Raw genomic sequence first — 20,116 nt, forward strand, 5'->3', positions numbered from 1 at the left:
GCCTCGCCCACAAGGGGATAATACCGTTATCCACTAGGCGAGAGGCTGCCCGTTTGACCGGGGTAGAGAGCGGTCGTGTCAGACGACGGCGTAGCGGCTCCGTGCGCGGCGGGCGCGAGCTTCGTGCAGGCGGGTCCGGGCCAGCAGGATGAGGCTCACCGGGCCGATGAACGCGAACTTCGCGGCGTTCCAGATGAACAGCACGACCAGGACGTTCAGCCAACCAGGGCCGCCGTCGGCGACCACGGCCGCCAAGGCGGCGGCAGCGAGCAGATAGGGGACGGCGATGAGCATCGCGGGGACACCCCACTTGAGGCCGCGGCGGGTGCGGATCGTGTCGAGCAGAATGTTAGTCGGCATATAGCGGCGCAGGAATGCGCGGGTACGGACGCTGAGAGTCCAGAGCAGCCGGATCATGAGGGCGGTCCTCTCCTAGTGACTCGGCAGCGAGTAACTAGAAGGACCAACCCGGCCAGCGGTGCGGTCATGCCTTCGCAACAAGCGACGGCGCCGAAAGGAACTGCCTGCACACAGAATACGCCGACAGGTGCGACATCGGAAGCGCATCGCCGATCACAGGCTGGGACCGCTCCGCTCGGCGCGCGGATCGCGTGGTGTCCATGCGTCGCCCTCGGCCGTGTCGGTCAGGGCACGAGCGCGGTCGAGCGCTGCGCGGGCGCGGGCGGCGTCGAGGCGTTGCGCGGTCGAATCGGGGGCAGCGCCGAGCGGGATGTCCGCTGCGATCCCGTAGCGGTCTCGGTACGCGGCGATGGTCGCGGCAGCCTGCCACCATCGGGCTCGGGCGGCCTCGCGCGTCGGCGGCGCTCCGAGGTGGCCGGCCCATGCGAGATGCTCGGCGACTGCGGCATGAGCGAGCGCGTCTGCGCGGTCCTCGATGAGCTGTCGGCGCTCCTGAAGGGCGCGCCGCATCTGTGCGTCCATCGGGCCGCCGGCTTCGGGGATGAGCCCGGCGATCAGGCGGGGCGCGCGACGGGCGCGGCCCGCGCCTGCGGGTCTGGCTGTGACGGCGGCCAGGCGCGCGTGCAGCACGGCCGCGACGTCCTCCGCGTCGTGGAGACTGCGGGAGGCGACCAGGCGGGGCAGCAGCACGGCGACGTCGTGGTGGTTGGCCTCGGCGTGGCGCAGCTCGGCGGCGAGCGCGCCGAAGGCGTCAGAGGCGATCGCATCCTCGGCCTCCTGCTCGGTGAGGCCGCTGGCGCGGATCAGCTCGACCCAGCGGTCTTGCTGCGCGGCGGCGGCGATCGTTTCGTATTCGGCCGCGATCTGCCGGATGGACGACCATGCCTCCTGCTCGGAGGTGGTCGTCTCGTGCGCGGACAGCTCGGCGCCGGAATGCTGGACGACGCCGAACAGCACCGTGCGGGCGGTCGCGGCCGTGTTGTCGCTGGGATGCGGGCCGGCATGCACACCGTCGGGCCGGTCGGTCGCGACGTAGGCGTGGTTCGCCTCGCGCCCGCGGGTCATCGCGACGTACAAGTTCTCCTTGGTCGTCGTCGCCTCGATCAGCGCATGCGCGGTGTCAGTCGTGAGCCCCTGCGCGCGGTGCGCGGTGACCGCGTAGCCGAGATCCAGGTGTTCGCGGACGTAGCCGGCAGGCAGCACCACGGACGCGCCGCGTCGTCGGCCGGCTCGGCGGACGGTGACCGAGCCGTCGCTGCGCACGGCGGTCATCGTCCAGCGGTCGCCGTTGCGGACCCAGCCGCGCCCTGCGGCGCGCAGGCGCCGGTCGTTATGGCGGGAGATCACGGCATCGCCTGGTGAGGCGACCGTGCCGTCGTGCAGTACCACGGAGCCGTGCCGCGGGGTCACGGCGCCGTCGAGGATCAGGTCGGCGCGCGCCCGCTGGTTCAGAGCGGAGACGGAATCGTGGGTCTCCGCGATCAGCACCGACTGACGTCCGGCGAGCATGTCGCTCCGCCATCCTGTGTAGGCGGCGTCCGCCATCGTGTCGGTGTCGCCGCCGTGAACCCGACCGTGGGCGTCGTACTCGTCGATCACGGCGGCATCGCCGTGGCGCAGCCCGAGTGACGCCGCCTTCTCCCAGCGGTGCGTGAAGCGGTGGATGTCGACCAGTTCGGGCGCGTCGTCCCGGTCGTGGACGAGCATCGAGAATGCACCGCCCGCATCGACCGACTGCAACTGCGCCCAATCGCCGACCAGCAGCGCCTTCGCACCGGCCTGCGCCACGAGCGCGGAAAGCCGATCCAGGGTCAGCGTCCCGGCGAGGGACGCCTCGTCGATGATGACCAGCTGGCCGGCGTGGAACGTCGTGCCGTGAACGAGGTGATCCTGCCACCACTTCGCCGTGTTCTCCGTGACGATCCCGAGGTCGTCGCCGAGCACCTGCGCCGCAGCGGCAGACGGGGCAAGCCCGATGACCGACCCTTCGCCATGCTGCATCTCCCAGGCCCGACGCAGCGCGCTCATCGCCGTCGTCTTCCCCGCGCCGGCAGGTCCGACCAGCACATCGAGGACGCGGCCGGAGACGGCGACCGTCGCCAATGCGGCGGCCTGGTCGGCGCCGAGCACGAGACCGCGACGGTCGGGCCGGCGGGTGACGCGCTCGAGCTGGGCGAGGTCGAGCGTCGCAGCGGTCAGCATCCGGGACCGTTCGAGCAGGCGATCCTCCGCGGCCAGCAGCTGCTCGGAGGAATAGACCGTGGCGTGCCTCGGCCGGAACGCGCTCGTGCCGTCCGAGCGTCGGAAGATCGCCGGGCTGCTCGCCAGCTCAGGCGGCGTGAGCCGCAGCGACCCCGCCTCGGCGGCATCGGCGATCATGCCCACGATCGCCTCCCGATCCATCGTGCTGGCGAATCGCCACCCCATCGTCTGCCGCGCGGCCTCGGCGTAGAGGTTCCAGCGTCGCCACGTCGCCCGCTTCTCGCCGACGACCTCGATCACCGTCTGGCCGAGTTCGCGGATCACGTCGAGCGGGACGTCATCGGCGCGCAGCATCGGCGGCGACGGGGCGGCGGTGATCCGCCGCGCCCACTCGGTCGCGTTCTCGCCCAAGCTCGCACTCGCACGCTCACGCCATTGCGCCGTCAGCGCGGCGAGGGATTGCACCTGCTTGTCGGGTCTCGTCGTCAGCGTCGCCTGAGCGCGCAGCTTCACGATCGTCGCCGGTGACGGGCGCCGGCCGTGCTCGCCGATGTATCGCTCGATGAGCCGGTCGGTCTCCTGGTCGATGTCCCGCGACCGGGAGGAGAACAACGCGATCAGCGACTCCGGGACGGTCGTGATCGCCCACGCCGGGTTCCGGTCCCGGCCACGAGCCCGCGCCTCCCACTCGACGCCTAGTGTCCGCGTGAGGTGATCGGCGAACACCGCCTCGTGCAGCTCCGACAGGGCGACGACCGCCGCGTGCAGGGGCCGGCCGTCCAGCGACCGCCACTTGCCGTCCAGCAACGTCTGCACCTTGTTGGAGAGCACAACATGGGTGTGCAAGTGGGGATCGCCCGCCCTGCTGTCGTAGTGATCGAACGCGGTTGCAATGAGCCCGCCGACGCCGACCTGTGCAACGGCCCCGTCGCGTCCGGTTGCGCCGACGCGCGTAGCCGCAATCTCCCGCTCCATGAACGCAACCACCTCCGCAACCGCTGCATGGTGAGCGTCGGCGATGATCGCCTGCGTGCCGGCGTCCGCAACCGCCCACACGACCGATGCAGCCTTCGGGATCGAGAACGTGAAGTCGAACCCGGCGACGGCACGCCGCGTCCCGCGCGCGGCTTCCTCAGCCTCGATCTGCGCGATGGCCTCGGCCCGCGCGACCACGCCCAGGCTCGGGTCCAGCGACGCGATCCGCTTCTCCACACGAGCGGTAGCGGTGGAGAAGTCCTGGTAGGCGCGGCCGAGCGGATCGCCCGTGATCGGATCGCGGCCCATGCCGACAAGCAGCTGGAGTTGGGCCTCCGAGACCGGATCGCCGGACACGATCCTCCCGCCGCCGAGGGCCGGCACGCTGCTGCCCATCCAGCGACCGGGGGGAGTTCCTTCCTCGAGGTAGTACCTCGTCAGCGGGGTCGACAAGGCACGGTTCCCGTCGCCCGAGGCGACCGTCTTGAGCAGGTACTTGTAACCCTCGCCCGCGCTCATCACCCGCATCGAGACCGTCATGCCCGTCAGGTGCGAACGAGATCACCGGCTTCGGACCCGGCGCTCGCGCCAGGTCCGAACCTCGTCTGCAAGAGGCGTGGACCGACCGAAGGCCGGCTGACCGGCCGCACCGGGACGACGCTCTCGCGGACGCGATCCGGGGCCGACGCGCTGAGCGATCGGTGTCGCGATCACGGGCGGAGCGCCGGGACGCGTGGATGGCGCGCGCACCTGGAAGGTGACCAGCCCGGCGACGTCTCGACCGGGACGCGCCGACCGTCATGGAACCGCGATGCTCGACACAGCCACCGCCCCGGCCGCCCCGCTGCGGATCGGATCGCTGTTCTCCGGCTACGGCGGCCTCGACCTCGCCGTCGAGCACGTCTTCGGCGGGCGCACGGTGTGGTTCTCCGAGCTCAACTCTGCCCCGGCCCGCGTCTTCGCGCATCACTGGCCCGGCGTCCCCAACCTCGGCGACATCACCCAGATCGACTGGCGACAGACCGAGCCGGTCGACGTGCTGTGCGGAGGTTTCCCTTGCCAGGACGTCTCCACGGTCGGCAAGCGCGCCGGCCTCGCCCCCGGCACCCGCTCTGGCCTCTGGGCGCAGATGGCGACTGCGATCGACGTGCTGCAACCCGAGTGGGTCGTCGCCGAGAACGTCCGTGGCCTGCTCTCGGCCACCGCTCGACGCCCCGAACCAAAGGACGACCCCGATGAAAGCAACCCCCTCTCCGCAGCCCTCGAGTTCGCAACCCCCGCCGAACGCTCTGCCCTTCGCGCAATGGAACCCGACCCGTGGAATCTGGGAGACACACCAGCCCGACCTCTACGGGCACTTGGAGCCGTACTCGGCGATCTGGCCGACCTCCGGTACGACGCTCGCTGGCTTGGCCTACCCGCTTCCCACGTCGGCGCACCCCACACCCGATTTCGGATCTTCATCCTCGCCCGGCGCACTCTTCCGCACCCCGCTCGCCTCGGACGTCGCCCGTGGCGCGGAGACCCTGGAACAGGTCCGAGCCCGACGCGGCACGATCGCCCTCTCGCATCAGATCATCGACCTGGCGCAGAACGGACCCCGATCCTGGCAGGGCAAGGAGCCGGCCGGGCTGTGGCCGCTGATCGAGCAGCTGTTCGACGGTGGGGACACTACGCCGGAGCCATCCGACGGTGGGAATACTTCACCGGACGGACTGCCCCCTCGCCGGCCCTCCTGAATGACGGCGGTCAGCCTCGCCCTGCGCCGCGATTCGTGGAATGGCTCATGGGTTTGCCTGACGGTTGGGTCACAGACCCCGATCACGAGTTGACTGGCAGCGAGCAGCTCACCGCACTCGGCAACGGCGTCCTACCACGCCAAGCGATCCGAGCCCTCGACGCCTTACGTCGGGGTATCACCATGTAGTTGGCGCCTCTTGCTCATCCCATACGCTTCACGGCTTTCCATCGCAGCGGATCTTGAGGCCTTCAAGGCCTAGCTCTTTCTTGCCCTTGCCCTTGCCCTTGCCCTTGCTGCTTGTGCTGCTCGCCGATGTCGTCGCAGAGTCGCGCGCCCGGGCGATCAATCACCATCTGCTCGGCCAGAAAATTGAGTCGTCGACCCGATCTCGTTCATGCGGAACCGCGGGGAGCGGTTGGGATGAGTGCCCCAGGATTCGACCGCGAGGAAAAGGCGCACTGGCGATTCCAGCTCGTCAACCCAGCGGCATTTTACTCGGCCTGGATACGCCGTCCTCTTCCGTCCGACGGCGCCTGACCCAGCTTCTGGTTCGGCGACGGCCTACAGGGCTCGAGTTAGTGATGAGCTAGATCGGCAAGACCGTCCCGCTGATGAGTCCTTGGAGCGAGTAGACGAGCATTGTCCACAGCCCGCTGATCATGAAGATGCCGATTCCGATCATTGCGACGCCGCCGGCGATGTTGATCGCGCGGATGTGCCGGCGCAGGAACGCGGTCGCTGTGGTCGCCCATCCCAGCCCGGTGGCGAGGGCCAGGAACGGCAGGCCGAGGCCGACACAGTACACGGTGGCGAGCAGTGCGCCCCGTGGTGCCGATGCGGCGCTGAGGCTGAGTGCGGAGATCGCAGCGAGCGTGGGGCCGAGACAGGGCGTCCAACCGAGGCCGAAGGCGATGCCCAGCATGGGTGCGCCGGCCAGGCCGGTTGAGGGTCTGATGCCGAGTTTCGCGGTGCGCTGTGCTGCAGGCCGGAAGTCGGTGCGGTGGAGACCATAGAATCCGACGACTACGGTGGTGGAGCCTTCGGGAGGTCGCGGATGACGGTCGTTTTCGTCCTCAATGCGGGCTCATCCTCGGTCAAGTGGAGACTGGTCGACGGGGAAACGGGCACGACGATCCGGGGCGGCGTCGTGGAGCGGCTCGGCCACGCCGGTGCGGATGGGCGTGAGCACGGCGCCGTGATCAGCACGCTGCTGGCCGGACTGGAGCACGAGCGCATCGCGGTCATCGGCCACCGCGTCGTGCACGGCGGCGACCGATTCGCAGCGGCTGCGCTGATTACTGACGAGGTTGAACATCAGATCGACGAGCTCGCCACCCTGGCTCCGTTGCACAACTCGGTCAACCTGACCGGCATCCGCGCTGCGCGCGCCGCCTTCCCGGACATCCCGAACGTCGCGGTGTTCGACACCGCGTTCCACCGCACCCTGCCGGCTGCGTCGGCATCGTATGCGCTTCCCGCAGACCTCGTCCAGCGACATCAGATCCGCCGATACGGCTTCCACGGCATCTCCTACCAGCACGTCTCCGCCCGCACCGCCGAACTGCTCGGGCGTCCGCTGTCGGAGCTTCGGCTGATCATCTTCCACCTGGGCAACGGGGCATCCGCTTGCGCAATGGCCGGCGGCCGCTCGGTGGAAACCTCGATGGGCATGACGCCCCTGGAGGGGCTCGTGATGGGCACTCGCGCCGGGGACCTGGATCCGGGGGTGCTCCTCGCGCTCGGCCGCGCCGGCGTAGCATGGGATCGGCTGGAGGCGCTGCTCACGCGCGAGAGCGGCCTGCGGGCGCTGGCCGGCACCGAGGACATGCGCGACATCCACGCCGCGGCCGCCGCTGGGGATGCGAGAGCCGCCGCTGCGCTCGACGTTTACCATCACCGGCTGCGCCACTATCTCGGCGCCTACCTCGCCCAGCTCGGCGGAGCGGACGCGATCGTCTTCACCGGCGGCGTCGGCGAGAACGCCGCCGCGACGCGCGCGGCGGTGGTCTCCGGCATGGCGGGCCTGGGCATCCTGATCGACCCGGCACGCAACGAGGCGAGGGCCGACGGGGCGCGAGCGATCTCGGACCCGAGCTCACCGGTCGCCGTGCTGATCGTTCTCACGGACGAGGAGCTCGAGATCGCCCGGCAGTCGCTCGCAGCGGTCAGCGTCTAGCGGTTCGGTCGACGTCGGAGGAGGCGGTCTCGTTCGTCCGATGCCGTCGGATGACGTTCAAGACGAGGACGGTTGCGAGCACCAGTGCCAGCACGAACATGGTCGCGATGAACCACAGGAAGTCCGAGCCGATCAGGATGTTGCTGATGACGAAGCGGCCGAAGGCGACGAGCACCCCGGCCGCCGTGCCGAGGTAGAGCCACAGCGTGCGGCGGGACAGCAGGGACGCGCCAATGCCCAGCAGCACGATCCCGAACCCCGCGATGAAGCCGCCCCAGGTCGAGAAGACGATCCCGAGCCAGTCCACGAATGCCACTGGCAGCGTGGCGGCGTCGATACCCGTATGCCGGATGTCTTCGGGCAGGAGGGAGGGTCGAAGGAACAGGAAGTAGACCCCGATCCCGAGGGTGAAGACGCCGAGCGCGGTCGTGACAGCGCCGCCTAGCAGGTCCTTCCGGAGACGTTCCTGAGTGGGCATCCGAGACATCCGTCCTGTTCGACCGTGGGGCGCGTTCTCGCCTGGACCTGTGCCGGTGAGATATGCCCTGGGTGCCAAGCGTTGCACAGGACACCCCGATCGGGCGAGAGCGGTCAGAGCCGGTCCAGGATGAACTGCACCCGCTCCTCGGCGCTGAGGACCGGAACCCGCACGACCGGGAAGGGCAGCGCTTCGTACACCTGGGTCAGCAGTTCGTGGATGCGCTGCTGGGCGGCGGTGTCCTCGGTGCGGGCGTAGTCGGCGGCCAGGGGCAGCAGGTCGAGGATGAACGTCTTGCGGTAATCGACGTGCTCGAGCGCGGTGAGCAGGGCGGGGTCGGGCTCGAGGTCGAGGAAGCGGTAGTAGGCGAGGGAGTCGGGGACGGCCCGGTCGAGGAACACGGTGGCGTCCGGGTCGAGGGCAGCTTCCTCCGCGAGCTGCATGTTCAGGACGCCGCGCTGGAACTGCCGCTGCTTCGCGCGGACCTCCTCGACGGTGCGGCCGGCGATGCGCTGCAGGTCGAGATAGTGCCGGGCATGCTCGATGGTGGTGGTGTAGCCGCGGTCCCGCAGCAGGTTCACGGTGGTGGTCTTGCCCGAGCTGGGCCCGCCGGTGATGACGTACCAGTTGGTCACGTTCGCCCTTTCGCTCTGCCCGCACCGGGAATATCCTCTTCACGAAGTACCTTATACCCCTAGAGGGTATAGGATTGACGTCGGAGGTGGCTGAGATGGCACACGGATACGTGGATGACAAGCAGGCACTGCTGGCGCGGTTGCATCGGGCGGAGGGGCAGGTGCGCGGGATCGCGCGGATGGTCGACGAGGACGTGTACTGCATCGACATCCTGACCCAGGTCTCGGCGGCGACGAAGGCGCTGGAGTCGGTCGCGCTGACGCTGCTGGAGGACCATCTCGGGCATTGCGTCGCGCAGGCGACCGCGCAGGGCGGCCCGGTCGCGGAGGAGAAGCTCCGCGAAGCGAACGCCGCGATCGCGCGGCTGGTCCGCTCCTAGAACGTTCACACCACACGCATCAACACGCTCGCGAAAGGAGCACAACATGACCGGACAGAGATTCCAGGACCTCGGCCTGCAGGCGACGAACGGCGGGGGCTGCGCCTGCTGCGGCCCCGCCTCGCACGCGACCACGGCGAGCACTACCGCTCCGGCGACGGCGCAACCAGCGTCGGGCGATCTGTCGGCCCAGTTCCTGGTGGAGGGCATGACGTGCTCGCACTGCGTACGCAGCGTCACCGAGGAGGTCTCCGCGATCGACGGGGTCTCCGGCGTCGAGGTCGACCTGCACCCCGGCGGCGTGTCCACGGTGACCGTGTCCAGCACCGCCCCGGTGGACGCGGAGCGGGTGCGGGAGGCGGTCGAGGAGGCCGGATACAGCCTCGCCGCAACATCATGAGCACGCTGGACGTCGATCTCGACATCACCGGAATGACCTGCGCGTCGTGCGCGACGCGGGTCGAGCGGAAGCTGAACAAACTGCCCGGCGTGGCGGCGACCGTCAACTTCGCCACCGAGAAGGCCCGCGTGCACTCGGAGGCCCCGGTGCCGGTCGAGGAACTGATCGCGGCGGTCGAGCAGGCCGGGTACGGGGCGAGCGTCCCCACCCCACCCGCCCCCGACACAGATGAGCAGACCACCCCGCGGGACGAGGAGCTGGCGTCACTGCGCCAGCGGCTGATCGTCTCGGCGGTGCTGGCGGTGCCGGTGGCGGTGCTGTCGATGATCCCCGCCCTGCAGTTCACCTACTGGCAGTGGCTCACGCTCACCCTGGCCGCCCCGGTGGTGGTGTGGGGGGCGTGGCCGTTCCACCGCGCCGCGGCGATCAATGCCCGGCATGGGGCGGCGACGATGGACACCTTGATCAGCGTCGGCGTGCTGGCCGCGTTCGGCTGGTCGCTGTACGCGCTGTTCTTCGGCGGCGCGGGGATGCCGGGAATGCGGATGAGCGTCACCTTCGTCGGCACCCCGCAGTCCGGCGGTCATGAGGTGTACCTGGAGGTCGCCGCACTGGTGACCGTGTTCATCCTCCTCGGCCGCTACCTCGAGGTCCGTGCCAAGCGGCAGTCCGGCGAGGCCCTGCGCGCCCTGCTGGAACTCGGCGCCAAAGACGCAGTGATCCTTCGCGAAGGCACTGAGCAGCGCGTCCCCGTCGCACAGCTCGTTCCGGGTGATGTCGTGGTGGTGCGGCCGGGTGAGAAGATCCCCGCCGACGGCCTGGTCACCGAGGGCGTCTCCGCGGTGGACGAGTCGATGCTGACCGGCGAGTCCGTGCCGGTCGAGGTCGCCCCCGGATCCCGCGTGGTCGGAGCGACCGTGAACACCGGCGGGCGCCTGCTCGTGCAGATCACGCGGGTCGGCGCCGACACGGAGCTGGCCCGGATGGCGCGGCTGGTCGAGGAGGCGCAGACCGGCAAGGCACAGGTGCAGCGCCTCGCCGACCGGGTGTCGGCAGTCTTCGTCCCCATCGTCATCGTCCTCGCCCTGGCCGCGTTCGCCGGGTGGCTGATCGCGGGAGCGCCGCTGGAGGTCGCGTTCACCGCCGCGGTGACCACCCTGATCATCGCCTGCCCGTGCGCGCTGGGGCTGGCGACGCCGACCGCTCTGCTGGTCGGCACCGGCCGCGGCGCCCAGCTGGGCATCCTCATCCGCGGACCCCAGGTGCTCGAGCAGACCCGCCGCATCGACACCGTCGTCCTCGACAAGACCGGCACCATCACCGCCGGCACCATGACCGTCACCGGCATCCACCCAGCCCCCGGCACCGATGAGGCGGAGCTGATCCGGGTCGCTGCCGCGCTCGAGCACGGCTCCGAGCACCCCATCGGCCGCGCCATCACCGCCGCAGCCGACGGCCCGGTGGATGCCGTGGAGTCGTTCGCCGCCGAGGCCGGCCAAGGCGTGCAGGGCATCGTCGACGGCCGCATGGTTGCCGCCGGCCGCGCCACCTGGATCACCGGGCAATGGGCGATCGCGATCCCCGGCGAGCTCGCCGCGACGATCACGGCCGATGAGGCCGCGGGCGCCACCGTGACCGTCGTGGCGTGGGACGGGCGGGCGCGCGGCGCGATCAGCGTCGCCGACACCATCAAGCCCACCAGCCGTGAGGCCATCGCCCGGCTGCGCGGGCTCGGGCTGACCCCGATCCTGCTCACCGGCGACAACCCGGGCGCCGCCCGCACCATCGCCGACGACGCCGGAATCGAGGACGTCCGCGCCGGAGTCACCCCGCAGGGCAAGCTCGACACCATCCGGGAGCTGCAAGCCGCCGGCCGGGTGGTCGCGATGGTCGGCGACGGCGTGAACGACGCCGCCGCCCTCGCCCAAGCGGACCTCGGCATCGCGATGGGCACCGGCACCGACGCGGCCATCACCGCCGCGGACCTGACCATCGTCTCCGGCGACCTGCTCCTGGTCCCGGACGCGATCCGGCTCGCCCGCCGCACCCTGGGCACCATCAAGGGCAACCTGTTCTGGGCGTTCGCCTACAACGTCGCCGCGATCCCGGTCGCGATGCTCGCCCTGCTCAACCCCATCCTCGCCGCCGCCGCGATGGCGTTCAGCAGCGTCTTCGTGGTCACCAACAGCCTCCGACTGCGCCGCTTCCGCCCCCTGCCCGCCCCAGTGCCCACCGTCCCGACGCCCAGCCGCGACATCACCCCCGTCCACGCCTGACACCCCGCAAGGAGACAGCTATGACACACGACCACGACCACGAGCACCACGACCACGAGCACGTCGCGCACGATCACGGGTCCCACGAGCACCATCACCACGAGCCCCCGGCCGGGGCGACCGACCTCGTCACCTGCCCGGTCATGCCCGGCAACCAGGTCGACCCGGCATGGGCCGAGAAGCGCGGCCTGTTCCGCGACTACGAGAGCGCGCGGTACTGGTTCTGCTGCCCCGAGTGCGGGCCGCTGTTCGACGCCGACCCCGCCCGCTACGCCAACGCCGCCTGACCCACGACGGCAGGGAAAGGGGGCGCGGGATGGATACAGCGGTCGGGCTGGTGCAGGCCTACCTGCGCGCGAACGGGTACTTCACCGTCGCCGAGTACCCAGTGCTGGACGCGACCGGTCCGGACGGGCCGCGCACCGTCACCGACCTGGACATCCTCGCGATCCGACTGCACCACATCCCCGGCGACGACCCCGACCCGGCCCTCGGCGCCCGCCCCGGGGCGCCGGACATGATCGTCGGCGAGGTCAAGGAGGGCGCCCCGAAGCTGAACCCCGCGATGCGCGACCCCGCGGTGCTGGAGGCCGCGTTCGCCCGGTTCGGCTGCTGCACCCCCGCCGACGCGCCCGCCCTCGTCCAGGAGCTGCTGACGACCGGGCAGGTCCTCGCCCCGGAGGGCCACCTGATCCGCACGGTCGCGTTCGGCAACACCGCCCGCCCCCATCGGTCCGGCTCCTGGCACACCGTCCCCCTCGAGCACATCCTCGACTATCTCCGCGATCACCTCGCCCGCAACTGGGCCGTCGTCGGCCGCACCCAGATCAAGGACGACGCCCTCGGGCTGCTGGCTCTGATGGAGAAGGCCCACCGCGCCGGAACGGGCCGCCGATGAGCCGGCTGCCGCGCACCGGTCCCCATCCGGGACCATCGCCCCTGGCCAGGCATCGGTCGGGCGACCAGGCTGGGCAGGACCGCCGTGCGCCCGATCGGCGCCGGCGGGGATCCAGGCACACCGGGGTACGCTGGACGCGGGAAGGAGGTCGGCGGTGAACCACATCCGAACCCTGGTGCACGCCCCATCCGGGCTGCACCGGCTGCTGCTGACCTTCGCGACCGCGCTCCTGCTGATCGCCGGCCTGCTGGCCATGCACACCCTCACCGGCACGCTCACCAGCGGGCACGCCGACACCCCCGCAGCGGCCTCCGAAGCCGCCCATGCCGCGCCCGACTCTGACCTGGGCGGCACCGTCGCGACCGGGAGCATGCTCGAGAACACCATCGGGACAGGCCCCGAGGCATCGGGCGGGCACTGCGAGGGCGACTGCGACAGCTCGGGCGGAATGCCGGACCATTCGATGCTGATGATGGCGTGCGTGCTGGCGCTGCTGGCCGCCACTATCGTGCTGCTCGCCCCGGCGCTGCTGGCCCGCCTGGGCACCGCCCTCGCCCTGCTGCGCCTGCACGGGCGGAATGTGCTCACCGCGTTACCGCACCCCCGACCACCTTCCCTCATCGTCCTGTCGATCAGTCGAACCTGATTCCCCGCCCTCCCGTCACCGCTGTGCCGGGAGATGCTGCGCCGTGCCCGCATACGGCACGGGAATCAACTCACCATTCGACCGACTAGACAAGGACACCCACCCATGCGTTTCCGCATTCTCGCGCTGAGCACCGGCGCGCTCGCCGCTGCGCTCGTGCTCGCCGGCTGCGCCCCCACCGACGGATCCATGCCCGGCATGGACCACGGCCCCGGCGGCATGACCAGCAGCACCCCCGCCCCCTCCGAGCAGGCATCGTTCAACTCCGCTGACGAGATGTTCGTCACGATGATGATCCCGCACCACGAACAGGCCATCGAGATGGCCGATCAGATCCTGGCCAAGGACGGCATCGACGAGCGGGTCGTGACCCTCGCCGAGCAGATCAAAGCCGCCCAAGGCCCCGAGATCCAGACCATGAAGGGCTGGCTCGAGGACTGGGGAATCCCCTACGACGACTCCATGTCCGACATGGGCGGGATGGGCGGCATGGACCACGGCGACGGGATGATGTCCGACGACGACATGGCCGCCCTGGACGCCGCCACCGGGGTCGAGGCGACCCGGCTGTTCCTCGAGGGCATGGTCGGCCACCACCAGGGCGCCGTCACCATGGCCCAGATGGTGCTGAACAACGGCGAGAACCCGGACGTGGCCGCGCTCGCCCAGCAGATCATCGACGGACAGACCGCCGAGATCACCACCATGCAGGACATCCTCGCCACCCTCTGACCCGAACCCCTCGGGCGGGGCCGACCACCCCTGACCTGGCCCCGCCCGAGGCCCGGCGCATCCGTCCTGACCGACAGCGCCGGCCCGTCGAAAGGCCCATCATGACTTCCCGGACTCTGGCCGCGTGCTTCGTGGGCATCATCCTCGCCCTGATCATCCTCTCCGCGGCGACCATCCTCTTCATCCAGGCGATCGCATGAGCAGCAACGCCACCACGATCACGGCCGCTGCCGTCGCCGCTGCCGCGGGCCTGCTGCTGACCGGCTGCACCCCCACGCCGACCGCCATCTCGGCACCCGCCCCGGACACGGGTCTCGGTCATGTGCACGGCATCGTCGACCTCGGCGGGAGCACCGTGCTGCTGGGCACCCACACCGGCCTCTACACCCTCACCGACACCGGCGACGTCTCCGGCCCCCTGGGAGGCGCGGACTTCGACGCGATGGGCCTGACCGCCGACGGCGACGTCCTCTACGCCTCCGGGCACCCCGGACCGAACACCCCGGCGGAGCTCGGCGAGCACAACCTGGGACTCATCCGAAGCACCGACGCCGGGACCACCTGGGAGCCGGTCGCGTTCACCGGGCAGGAGGACTTCCACGTCCTCACCGCCGGAGACGGTGCGATCCACGGGATCGGGTCCAGCTCGATCACCATCCGCACCAGCCCCGACGGCGGGACCACCTGGATCGACGGCGCCGAGCTCCCCGCCGCCGACCTGACCGTCACCACCGACGGCACCCTCTACGCCGCGACGCGGCAGGGCCTGCAGGAGAGCCGGGATGCAGGCGCCACCTTCGACCTCGTCGCGGATGCGCCGCCGCTCTACCTGGTGGAGGCGGACTCCACGGGCGGGCTGGTCGGCGTCGACACCGACGGCACCCTCTGGCGGCTCACCGGCACCGGATCCTGGGACAGCGTCGGCGCCGCCACGGGCACCGTCCAGGCGCTCGGGAACGCAGATGGGGCGGTCGTGCTCGTCGACGACCGCGGCATCGTCTGGATCCACGGCACCGAGACCACCGTCGTCCTCCCGACAGGGACCGCACAATGACCACCATCACCATGACCACATTCGGCGGCCCCGGCCGCGAACCGCGAGGAGACCGACCATGAGCACCGCACCGGCCCGCTGGGCCCACCGCACCACCGCCGTCACCCCGGAACGATTGGAGGGGGTGGATGCGTGGTGGCGGGCGGCGAACTACCTGAGCATCGGGCAGATCTACCTGCTGGACAACCCGCTGCTGCGCGACCCGCTCATCGCGGAGCACATCAAGCCCCGGCTGCTGGGGCACTGGGGCACCACCCCGGGCCTGAACTTCCTGTACGCCCACCTCAACCGGGCGATCACCGACCGGGATCTGAACACGCTGTACGTGACCGGTCCGGGGCACGGCGGGCCGGGCATGGTCGCGAACGCCTACCTGGACGGTACCTACACGGAGCTGTACCCGCGGATCGACCGCACCGAGGAGGGGCTGCGGGCGCTGTTCCGGCAGTTCTCCTTCCCCGGCGGCATCCCCTCGCACGCCTCCCCGGACACGCCCGGGTCGATCAACGAGGGCGGCGAGCTCGGCTACTCCCTCGTCCACGCCTACGGCGCCGCGTTCGACAACCCGGACCTGCTGGTCGCCTGCGTGATCGGCGACGGGGAGGCCGAGACCGGGCCGCTGGCGACCGCGTGGCACGGCAACAAGTTCCTCAACCCCGCCGCGGACGGGGTGGTGCTGCCGATCCTGCACCTGAACGGGTACAAGATCGCCAACCCGACGGTGCTGTCCCGCATCCCCGAGGACGAGCTGGTCGCGCTGCTGCGCGGCTACGGGCACGAGCCGTTTGTGGTCACCGTCGGCTTCGACGGCGAGGACCCGCGGGAGTCCCACGCCCGGTTCGCCGGCGTGCTGGACGAGGTGCTGGACCGGATCGCGGACATCAAGGCCGCCGCGGCGGCCGGCACCCTGGAGGGCCGGCCTGCGTGGCCAGCGATCGTGCTGCGCAGCCCGAAGGGCTGGACCTGCCCGCCGGTGATCGACGGGCTCCCCGTGGAGGGCACCTGGCGGTCCCACCAGGTGCCGCTCGCCGAGGTCCGCGACACCCCCGAGCACCTGCAGATCCTCCAGGACTGGCTGGCCTCCTACCGGCCCGACGAGCTCTTCGACGCCGACGGCGCCCCGTTCCCCGCCACGGTCGCCGCCGCCCCGGTGGGAGCGCGGCGGATGAGCGCGAACCCGGTCGCGAACGGCGGGCAGCTGACCGTCCCGCTGCGCCTGGGCGACTTCCGCGACCACGCCCACCCGGTCGACCCCGAGGCGCGAGGCGCGGGAACGGCGGAGGCGACCCGGATGCTTGGCGAGTGGCTCGCCGACGTGATCCGGCACAACCCGGACAACTTCCGCATCTTCGGCCCCGACGAGACCGCCTCCAACCGGCTCGCCCCGCCCGTGTTCGAGGCCACCGGCAAGCAGTGGAACGCGACCGTGCTGCCGGTGGACGAGTATCTGGCGCCGACCGGGCGGGTGATGGAGGTGCTCAGCGAGCACCAGTGCCAGGGCTGGCTCGAAGGGTACGTCCTGACCGGCCGGCACGGCCTGTTCAACTGCTACGAGGCGTTCACGCACATCGTCGACTCGATGTTCAACCAGCACGCCAAATGGCTCGAAGCCGCCCGCGAGGTGCCCTGGCGGGAACCGGTGCCGAGCTTCAACTACCTGCTCTCCAGCCACGTCTGGCGGCAGGACCACAACGGGTTCAGCCATCAGGATCCCGGGTTCATCGACCTCGCCCTGAACAAGAGCCCCGACATCGTCCGGGTCTACCTCCCGTTCGACGCGAACACGCTGCTGTCCACCTACGACCACTGCCTGCGCTCCACCGGCTACATCAACGTCGTCGTCGCCGGGAAGCAGCCCGCCCCGCAGTGGCTCACCATGGACGAGGCGATCGAGCACTGCACCCGGGGCCTGGGCATCCTGCCGTGGGCCGGCACCGAGACCGAGGGGACCGAGCCGGACGTGGTGCTCGCCGCCGCTGGCGACGTGCCCACCCTCGAGGTCCTCGCCGCGGCCGCGCTGCTGCGCGAGCACATCCCGGACCTGTCGGTGCGGGTCGTGAACGTGGTCGACCTGACCCGGCTGCAATCCGAGGACCAGCACCCGCACGGCCTGCCGGACCGGGAGTTCGACGCGATCTTCACCCCCGACAAGCCGGTGATCTTCGCCTACCACGGCTACCCGTGGCTGATCCACCGGCTCACCTACAAGCGCGCCGGGCACCAGAACCTGCACGTGCGCGGCTTCGTGGAGAAGGGCACCACCACGACGCCGTTCGACATGGTCATGCTCAACGACCTCGACCGCTACCGGCTCGCGATCGACGTCCTCGACCACGTCCCGGGCCTTGCCGCGACCCACGCGCAGCTGCGGCAGGAACTCGTCGACGCCCGGCTGTGCGCCCGCGCCCACACCCGCGAGCACGGCACCGACATCCCCGCCGTCGCCGACTGGCGCTGGCCCCACCCCGACACTGACCCGAACCACCCCTCCACCGCGAAGGAAATCCGATGACCGACACCAAGACCGTGACCCTGCAGGTCAGCGGCATGATCCGCGCGACCTCCAAGAACGTCACCGAAGCCCACCTCGCCCGCCAGCCGGGCGTCCTGTCCGTCGACGCGAACCCGGTCTCCCAGACCGCGACCGTCACCTACGACCCGCAGGCCACCTCGGTCGCGCACCTGCAGAAGTGGGTGATCGAATGCGGCTACCACTGCGCCGGGCAGTCCGTCCCGGACCACATCTGCGACCCCGCCCACGAACCCCACGAGCACGCCGACCACCACGACCACGCCGAGCACGATGCCCGCGCCGGGCATGACGCGCACGACGGCCACCAGGAACACGCCGAGCACGAGGGACGCGCGGTCTCCACCGGTCATGACACCCCGGCGGGGCACGAGCACCCGCACCCGGCAGCGGACCACGCTGACCACTCCGCAGTGGACGCCGGTGAGCATGCCGGTCACGCTCCGGCCACCGAGGGTGGGCACGATCACGGGGCTCAGCCGGCCGGCCGCAGCGCGCAGGATGTGATGGGCCACGGCGGGCATCACGGCGGCATGTCGATGGCGGCGATGATCCGCGACATGCGCAACCGGTTCCTGGTCGCGTTGATCCTGTCGATCCCGATCACCCTGTGGTCCCCGATCGGCCGGGAGGTGCTCGGCTTCGAGGCGCCGGCCCCGTTCGGGCTGCGCGACGACGTGTTCATGCTGATCCTGTCGCTGCCGGTGATCTTCTACTCGGCCTGGATCTTTTTCGACGGCGCCTACCGGGCTCTGCGCGCCCGCACCCTGGACATGATGGTGCTGGTCGCGGTCGGTGTCGGCGCCGGCTGGATCTACAGCCTGATCATCACCCTCACCGGAGGCGGCGAGGTGTTCTACGAAGCCGCGACCGTGCTGGCCACCTTCGTGCTGCTCGGGCACTGGGTCGAGATGCGCGCCCGGGGAGGTGCGAACGACGCCATCCGTCGGCTGCTGGAGCTCGCGCCCGCCCGCGCGGTCGTCCTCCGCGACGGCGAGGAGGTCGAGATTCCCACCTCCGAGGTCGTCCCCGGTGACCTCATGCTCATCCGCCCCGGCGCGAAGGTCCCCACCGACGGCGTGGTGGAGGACGGCGAGTCCGAGATCGACGAGTCGATGGTCACCGGCGAGTCCATGCCGGTCGAGAAGGCGCCCGGCTCGGAGGTGATCGGGGCGACCGTGAACACCGTCGGCACACTCCGTGTGCGCGCCACGAAGGTCGGCGCGGACACCGCGCTGGCGCAGATCGTGAAGCTGGTGCAGGAGGCGCAGAACTCCAAAGCCCCCGGCCAACGCCTCGCCGACCGGGCCGCGTTCTGGCTCGTCCTGCTCGCCCTCCTCGGCGGCACCCTGACGTTCCTGGTGTGGTTCCTCGCCGGGGCGGAGCTGCCGATGGCGATCCTGTTCGCGATCACCGTCGTCGTCATCACCTGCCCCGACGCCCTCGGGCTCGCCACGCCGACCGCGATCATGGTCGGCACGGGCCTGGGCGCCAAGCGCGGCGTGCTGTTCAAGAACGCGACCGGCATCGAGACCGCCGCGCACATCGACACCGTCGTGCTGGACAAGACCGGCACGCTCACCAAGGGCGAGCCGGAGGTCACCGACTACATCCCCATCGGCATGGACGACCTCGAGCTGCTCGCCCTCGCCGCCGCGCTCGAGCGGGAGTCGGAGCACCCGCTGGCCAAGGCGATCGTCACCTACGCCGACAGCCGGAACATCCCGCGCCGCACCGCGTCCGCGTTCCGCAACGTCACCGGGCAGGGCGCGATCGCCACCGTGGACGGGAAGCAGGTGGTGCTCGGCAACGCCCGGCTGATGGCCGCGCAGGGCATCGACACCGGCCCGGTCGTCTCGCAGCAGCAGGCCCTCGCAGACGGCGGCCGCACCGCGATCATGTTCGCCGTCGACGGGCAGATCGCCGGCGTGATCGCCCTCGCCGACGCCCCCCGCGACACCGCGAAAGCCGCGATCGACGCACTCCACGAGCAGGGCATCGAGGTGGCGATGCTCACCGGCGACAACAAGCCCACCGCCGAGCGCATCGCCTCGCTGCTGGGCATCGACACCGTGATCGCCGACGTGCTGCCCGAGGACAAGTCCGCCAAGATCGCCGAACTCCAGGCATCCGGCAAGAAGGTCGCGATGGTCGGCGACGGCGTCAACGACGCCCCCGCCCTCGCCCAGGCGGACCTCGGCATCGCGATCGGCGCCGGCACCGACGTCGCCATCGAGACCGCAGACGTCGTCCTGATGCGCTCCGACCCGCTCGATGTCGCGATCGCGCTGAAGATCGGGAAGGGCACGCTGCGGAAGATGCGGCAGAACCTCGGCTGGGCCATCGGCTACAACGCGATCGCGCTGCCCATCGCCGCCGGCGTGTTCTACCCCGCGTTCGGGATCATGCTCTCCCCGGAGATCGCCGCCATCAGCATGTCCGGCTCCAGCGTGATCGTCGCCGTCAACGCGCTCCTGCTCAAGCGGCTCCGGCTGCCCGCCCAGCAGGCCCCCGCGGCCCCGGCAGAGGCGAGCAGCCTCGCCCCGGCGTCGACGCCCGGCGGCGCCTCATGA

General features: G+C 70.6%; 17 protein-coding genes. 12 read left to right on the forward strand and 5 right to left on the reverse strand.

Going from position 1 to position 20,116, the window contains the following annotated elements; all coding sequences use genetic code 11:
• Positions 1-78 precede the first annotated feature (78 nt).
• Both QM517_RS00150 and mobF read right to left on the reverse strand, forming a co-directional pair.
• On the reverse strand, positions 79-417 hold the full coding sequence (locus QM517_RS00150) for a sulfate permease (protein WP_259978005.1): 339 nt from the start codon (positions 415-417) through the stop codon (positions 79-81).
• A gap of 156 nt (positions 418-573) precedes the next feature.
• On the reverse strand, positions 574-4,137 hold the full coding sequence (mobF, locus tag QM517_RS00155) for a MobF family relaxase (RefSeq protein WP_283284299.1): 3,564 nt from the start codon (positions 4,135-4,137) through the stop codon (positions 574-576).
• 271 nt (positions 4,138-4,408) lie between these two features.
• On the opposite strand from mobF, the gene QM517_RS00160 reads away from it, so the two are divergent.
• On the forward strand, positions 4,409-5,524 hold the full coding sequence (locus QM517_RS00160) for a DNA cytosine methyltransferase (protein WP_283284301.1): 1,116 nt from the start codon (positions 4,409-4,411) through the stop codon (positions 5,522-5,524).
• A gap of 400 nt (positions 5,525-5,924) precedes the next feature.
• On the opposite strand, the gene QM517_RS00165 is transcribed toward QM517_RS00160, so the two are convergent.
• Entirely contained in the window at positions 5,925-6,260 is a 336-nt protein-coding gene (locus QM517_RS00165) for a cytochrome c biogenesis CcdA family protein (protein WP_441338900.1), read from the reverse strand.
• Between the two features lie 132 nt (positions 6,261-6,392).
• Between QM517_RS00165 and QM517_RS00170 the strand changes: the two genes are divergently transcribed.
• Positions 6,393-7,514, forward strand: coding sequence for an acetate/propionate family kinase (locus QM517_RS00170; protein ID WP_283284303.1), 1,122 nt, complete (start codon positions 6,393-6,395; stop codon positions 7,512-7,514).
• Here QM517_RS00170 and QM517_RS00175 read toward each other — a convergent pair.
• Complete coding sequence (locus tag QM517_RS00175; protein ID WP_259977997.1) at positions 7,504-7,992, reverse strand: hypothetical protein; 489 nt, start codon at positions 7,990-7,992, stop codon at positions 7,504-7,506. The two genes, QM517_RS00170 and QM517_RS00175, sit on opposite strands and share 11 nt — an antisense overlap.
• Positions 7,993-8,105: 113 nt before the next feature.
• Entirely contained in the window at positions 8,106-8,627 is a 522-nt protein-coding gene (locus QM517_RS00180) for an ATP-binding protein (protein WP_259977996.1), read from the reverse strand.
• A 95-nt stretch (positions 8,628-8,722) separates the two neighbouring features.
• Between QM517_RS00180 and QM517_RS00185 the strand changes: the two genes are divergently transcribed.
• The 10 genes from QM517_RS00185 to QM517_RS00230 all read left to right on the forward strand — a co-directional run bounded on the left by QM517_RS00185 (position 8,723) and on the right by QM517_RS00230 (position 20,116).
• The gene (locus QM517_RS00185) at positions 8,723-9,007 is read left to right on the forward strand and encodes a metal-sensitive transcriptional regulator (protein WP_259977995.1); all 285 of its coding nucleotides are present in this window, start codon (positions 8,723-8,725) and stop codon (positions 9,005-9,007) included.
• A 46-nt stretch (positions 9,008-9,053) separates the two neighbouring features.
• Positions 9,054-9,407, forward strand: a complete 354-nt coding sequence (locus tag QM517_RS00190) for a heavy-metal-associated domain-containing protein (RefSeq protein WP_259977994.1) — start codon at positions 9,054-9,056, stop codon at positions 9,405-9,407.
• Positions 9,404-11,683 carry a heavy metal translocating P-type ATPase gene (locus QM517_RS00195; protein ID WP_283284306.1) on the forward strand — a complete coding sequence of 760 codons (2,280 nt, stop codon included), beginning with the start codon at positions 9,404-9,406 and terminating at the stop codon, positions 11,681-11,683. Before QM517_RS00190 ends, QM517_RS00195 begins: the two co-directional genes overlap by 4 nt.
• Before the next feature lie 20 nt (positions 11,684-11,703).
• The gene (locus tag QM517_RS00200) at positions 11,704-11,970 is read left to right on the forward strand and encodes a hypothetical protein (protein ID WP_259977992.1); all 267 of its coding nucleotides are present in this window, start codon (positions 11,704-11,706) and stop codon (positions 11,968-11,970) included.
• 29 nt (positions 11,971-11,999) lie between these two features.
• Complete coding sequence (locus QM517_RS00205) at positions 12,000-12,581, forward strand: hypothetical protein (RefSeq protein WP_283284309.1); 582 nt, start codon at positions 12,000-12,002, stop codon at positions 12,579-12,581.
• A 154-nt stretch (positions 12,582-12,735) separates the two neighbouring features.
• Positions 12,736-13,227: a DUF6153 family protein gene (locus QM517_RS00210; RefSeq protein ID WP_259977990.1), complete on the forward strand. Its 492-nt coding sequence runs from the start codon at positions 12,736-12,738 to the stop codon at positions 13,225-13,227.
• 105 nt (positions 13,228-13,332) lie between these two features.
• Complete coding sequence (locus QM517_RS00215) at positions 13,333-13,959, forward strand: DUF305 domain-containing protein (RefSeq protein WP_259977989.1); 627 nt, start codon at positions 13,333-13,335, stop codon at positions 13,957-13,959.
• 196 nt (positions 13,960-14,155) lie between these two features.
• Entirely contained in the window at positions 14,156-15,013 is an 858-nt protein-coding gene (locus QM517_RS00220) for a F510_1955 family glycosylhydrolase (RefSeq protein ID WP_259977987.1), read from the forward strand.
• A 58-nt stretch (positions 15,014-15,071) separates the two neighbouring features.
• Positions 15,072-17,525, forward strand: coding sequence for a phosphoketolase family protein (locus tag QM517_RS00225; RefSeq protein WP_283284312.1), 2,454 nt, complete (start codon positions 15,072-15,074; stop codon positions 17,523-17,525).
• On the forward strand, positions 17,522-20,116 hold the full coding sequence (locus QM517_RS00230; protein ID WP_283284313.1) for a heavy metal translocating P-type ATPase: 2,595 nt from the start codon (positions 17,522-17,524) through the stop codon (positions 20,114-20,116). The genes QM517_RS00225 and QM517_RS00230 overlap by 4 nt, the downstream gene beginning before the upstream one ends.

Source organism: Microbacterium sp. IEGM 1404, assembly GCF_030056775.1.
GTDB lineage: Bacteria > Actinomycetota > Actinomycetes > Actinomycetales > Microbacteriaceae > Microbacterium.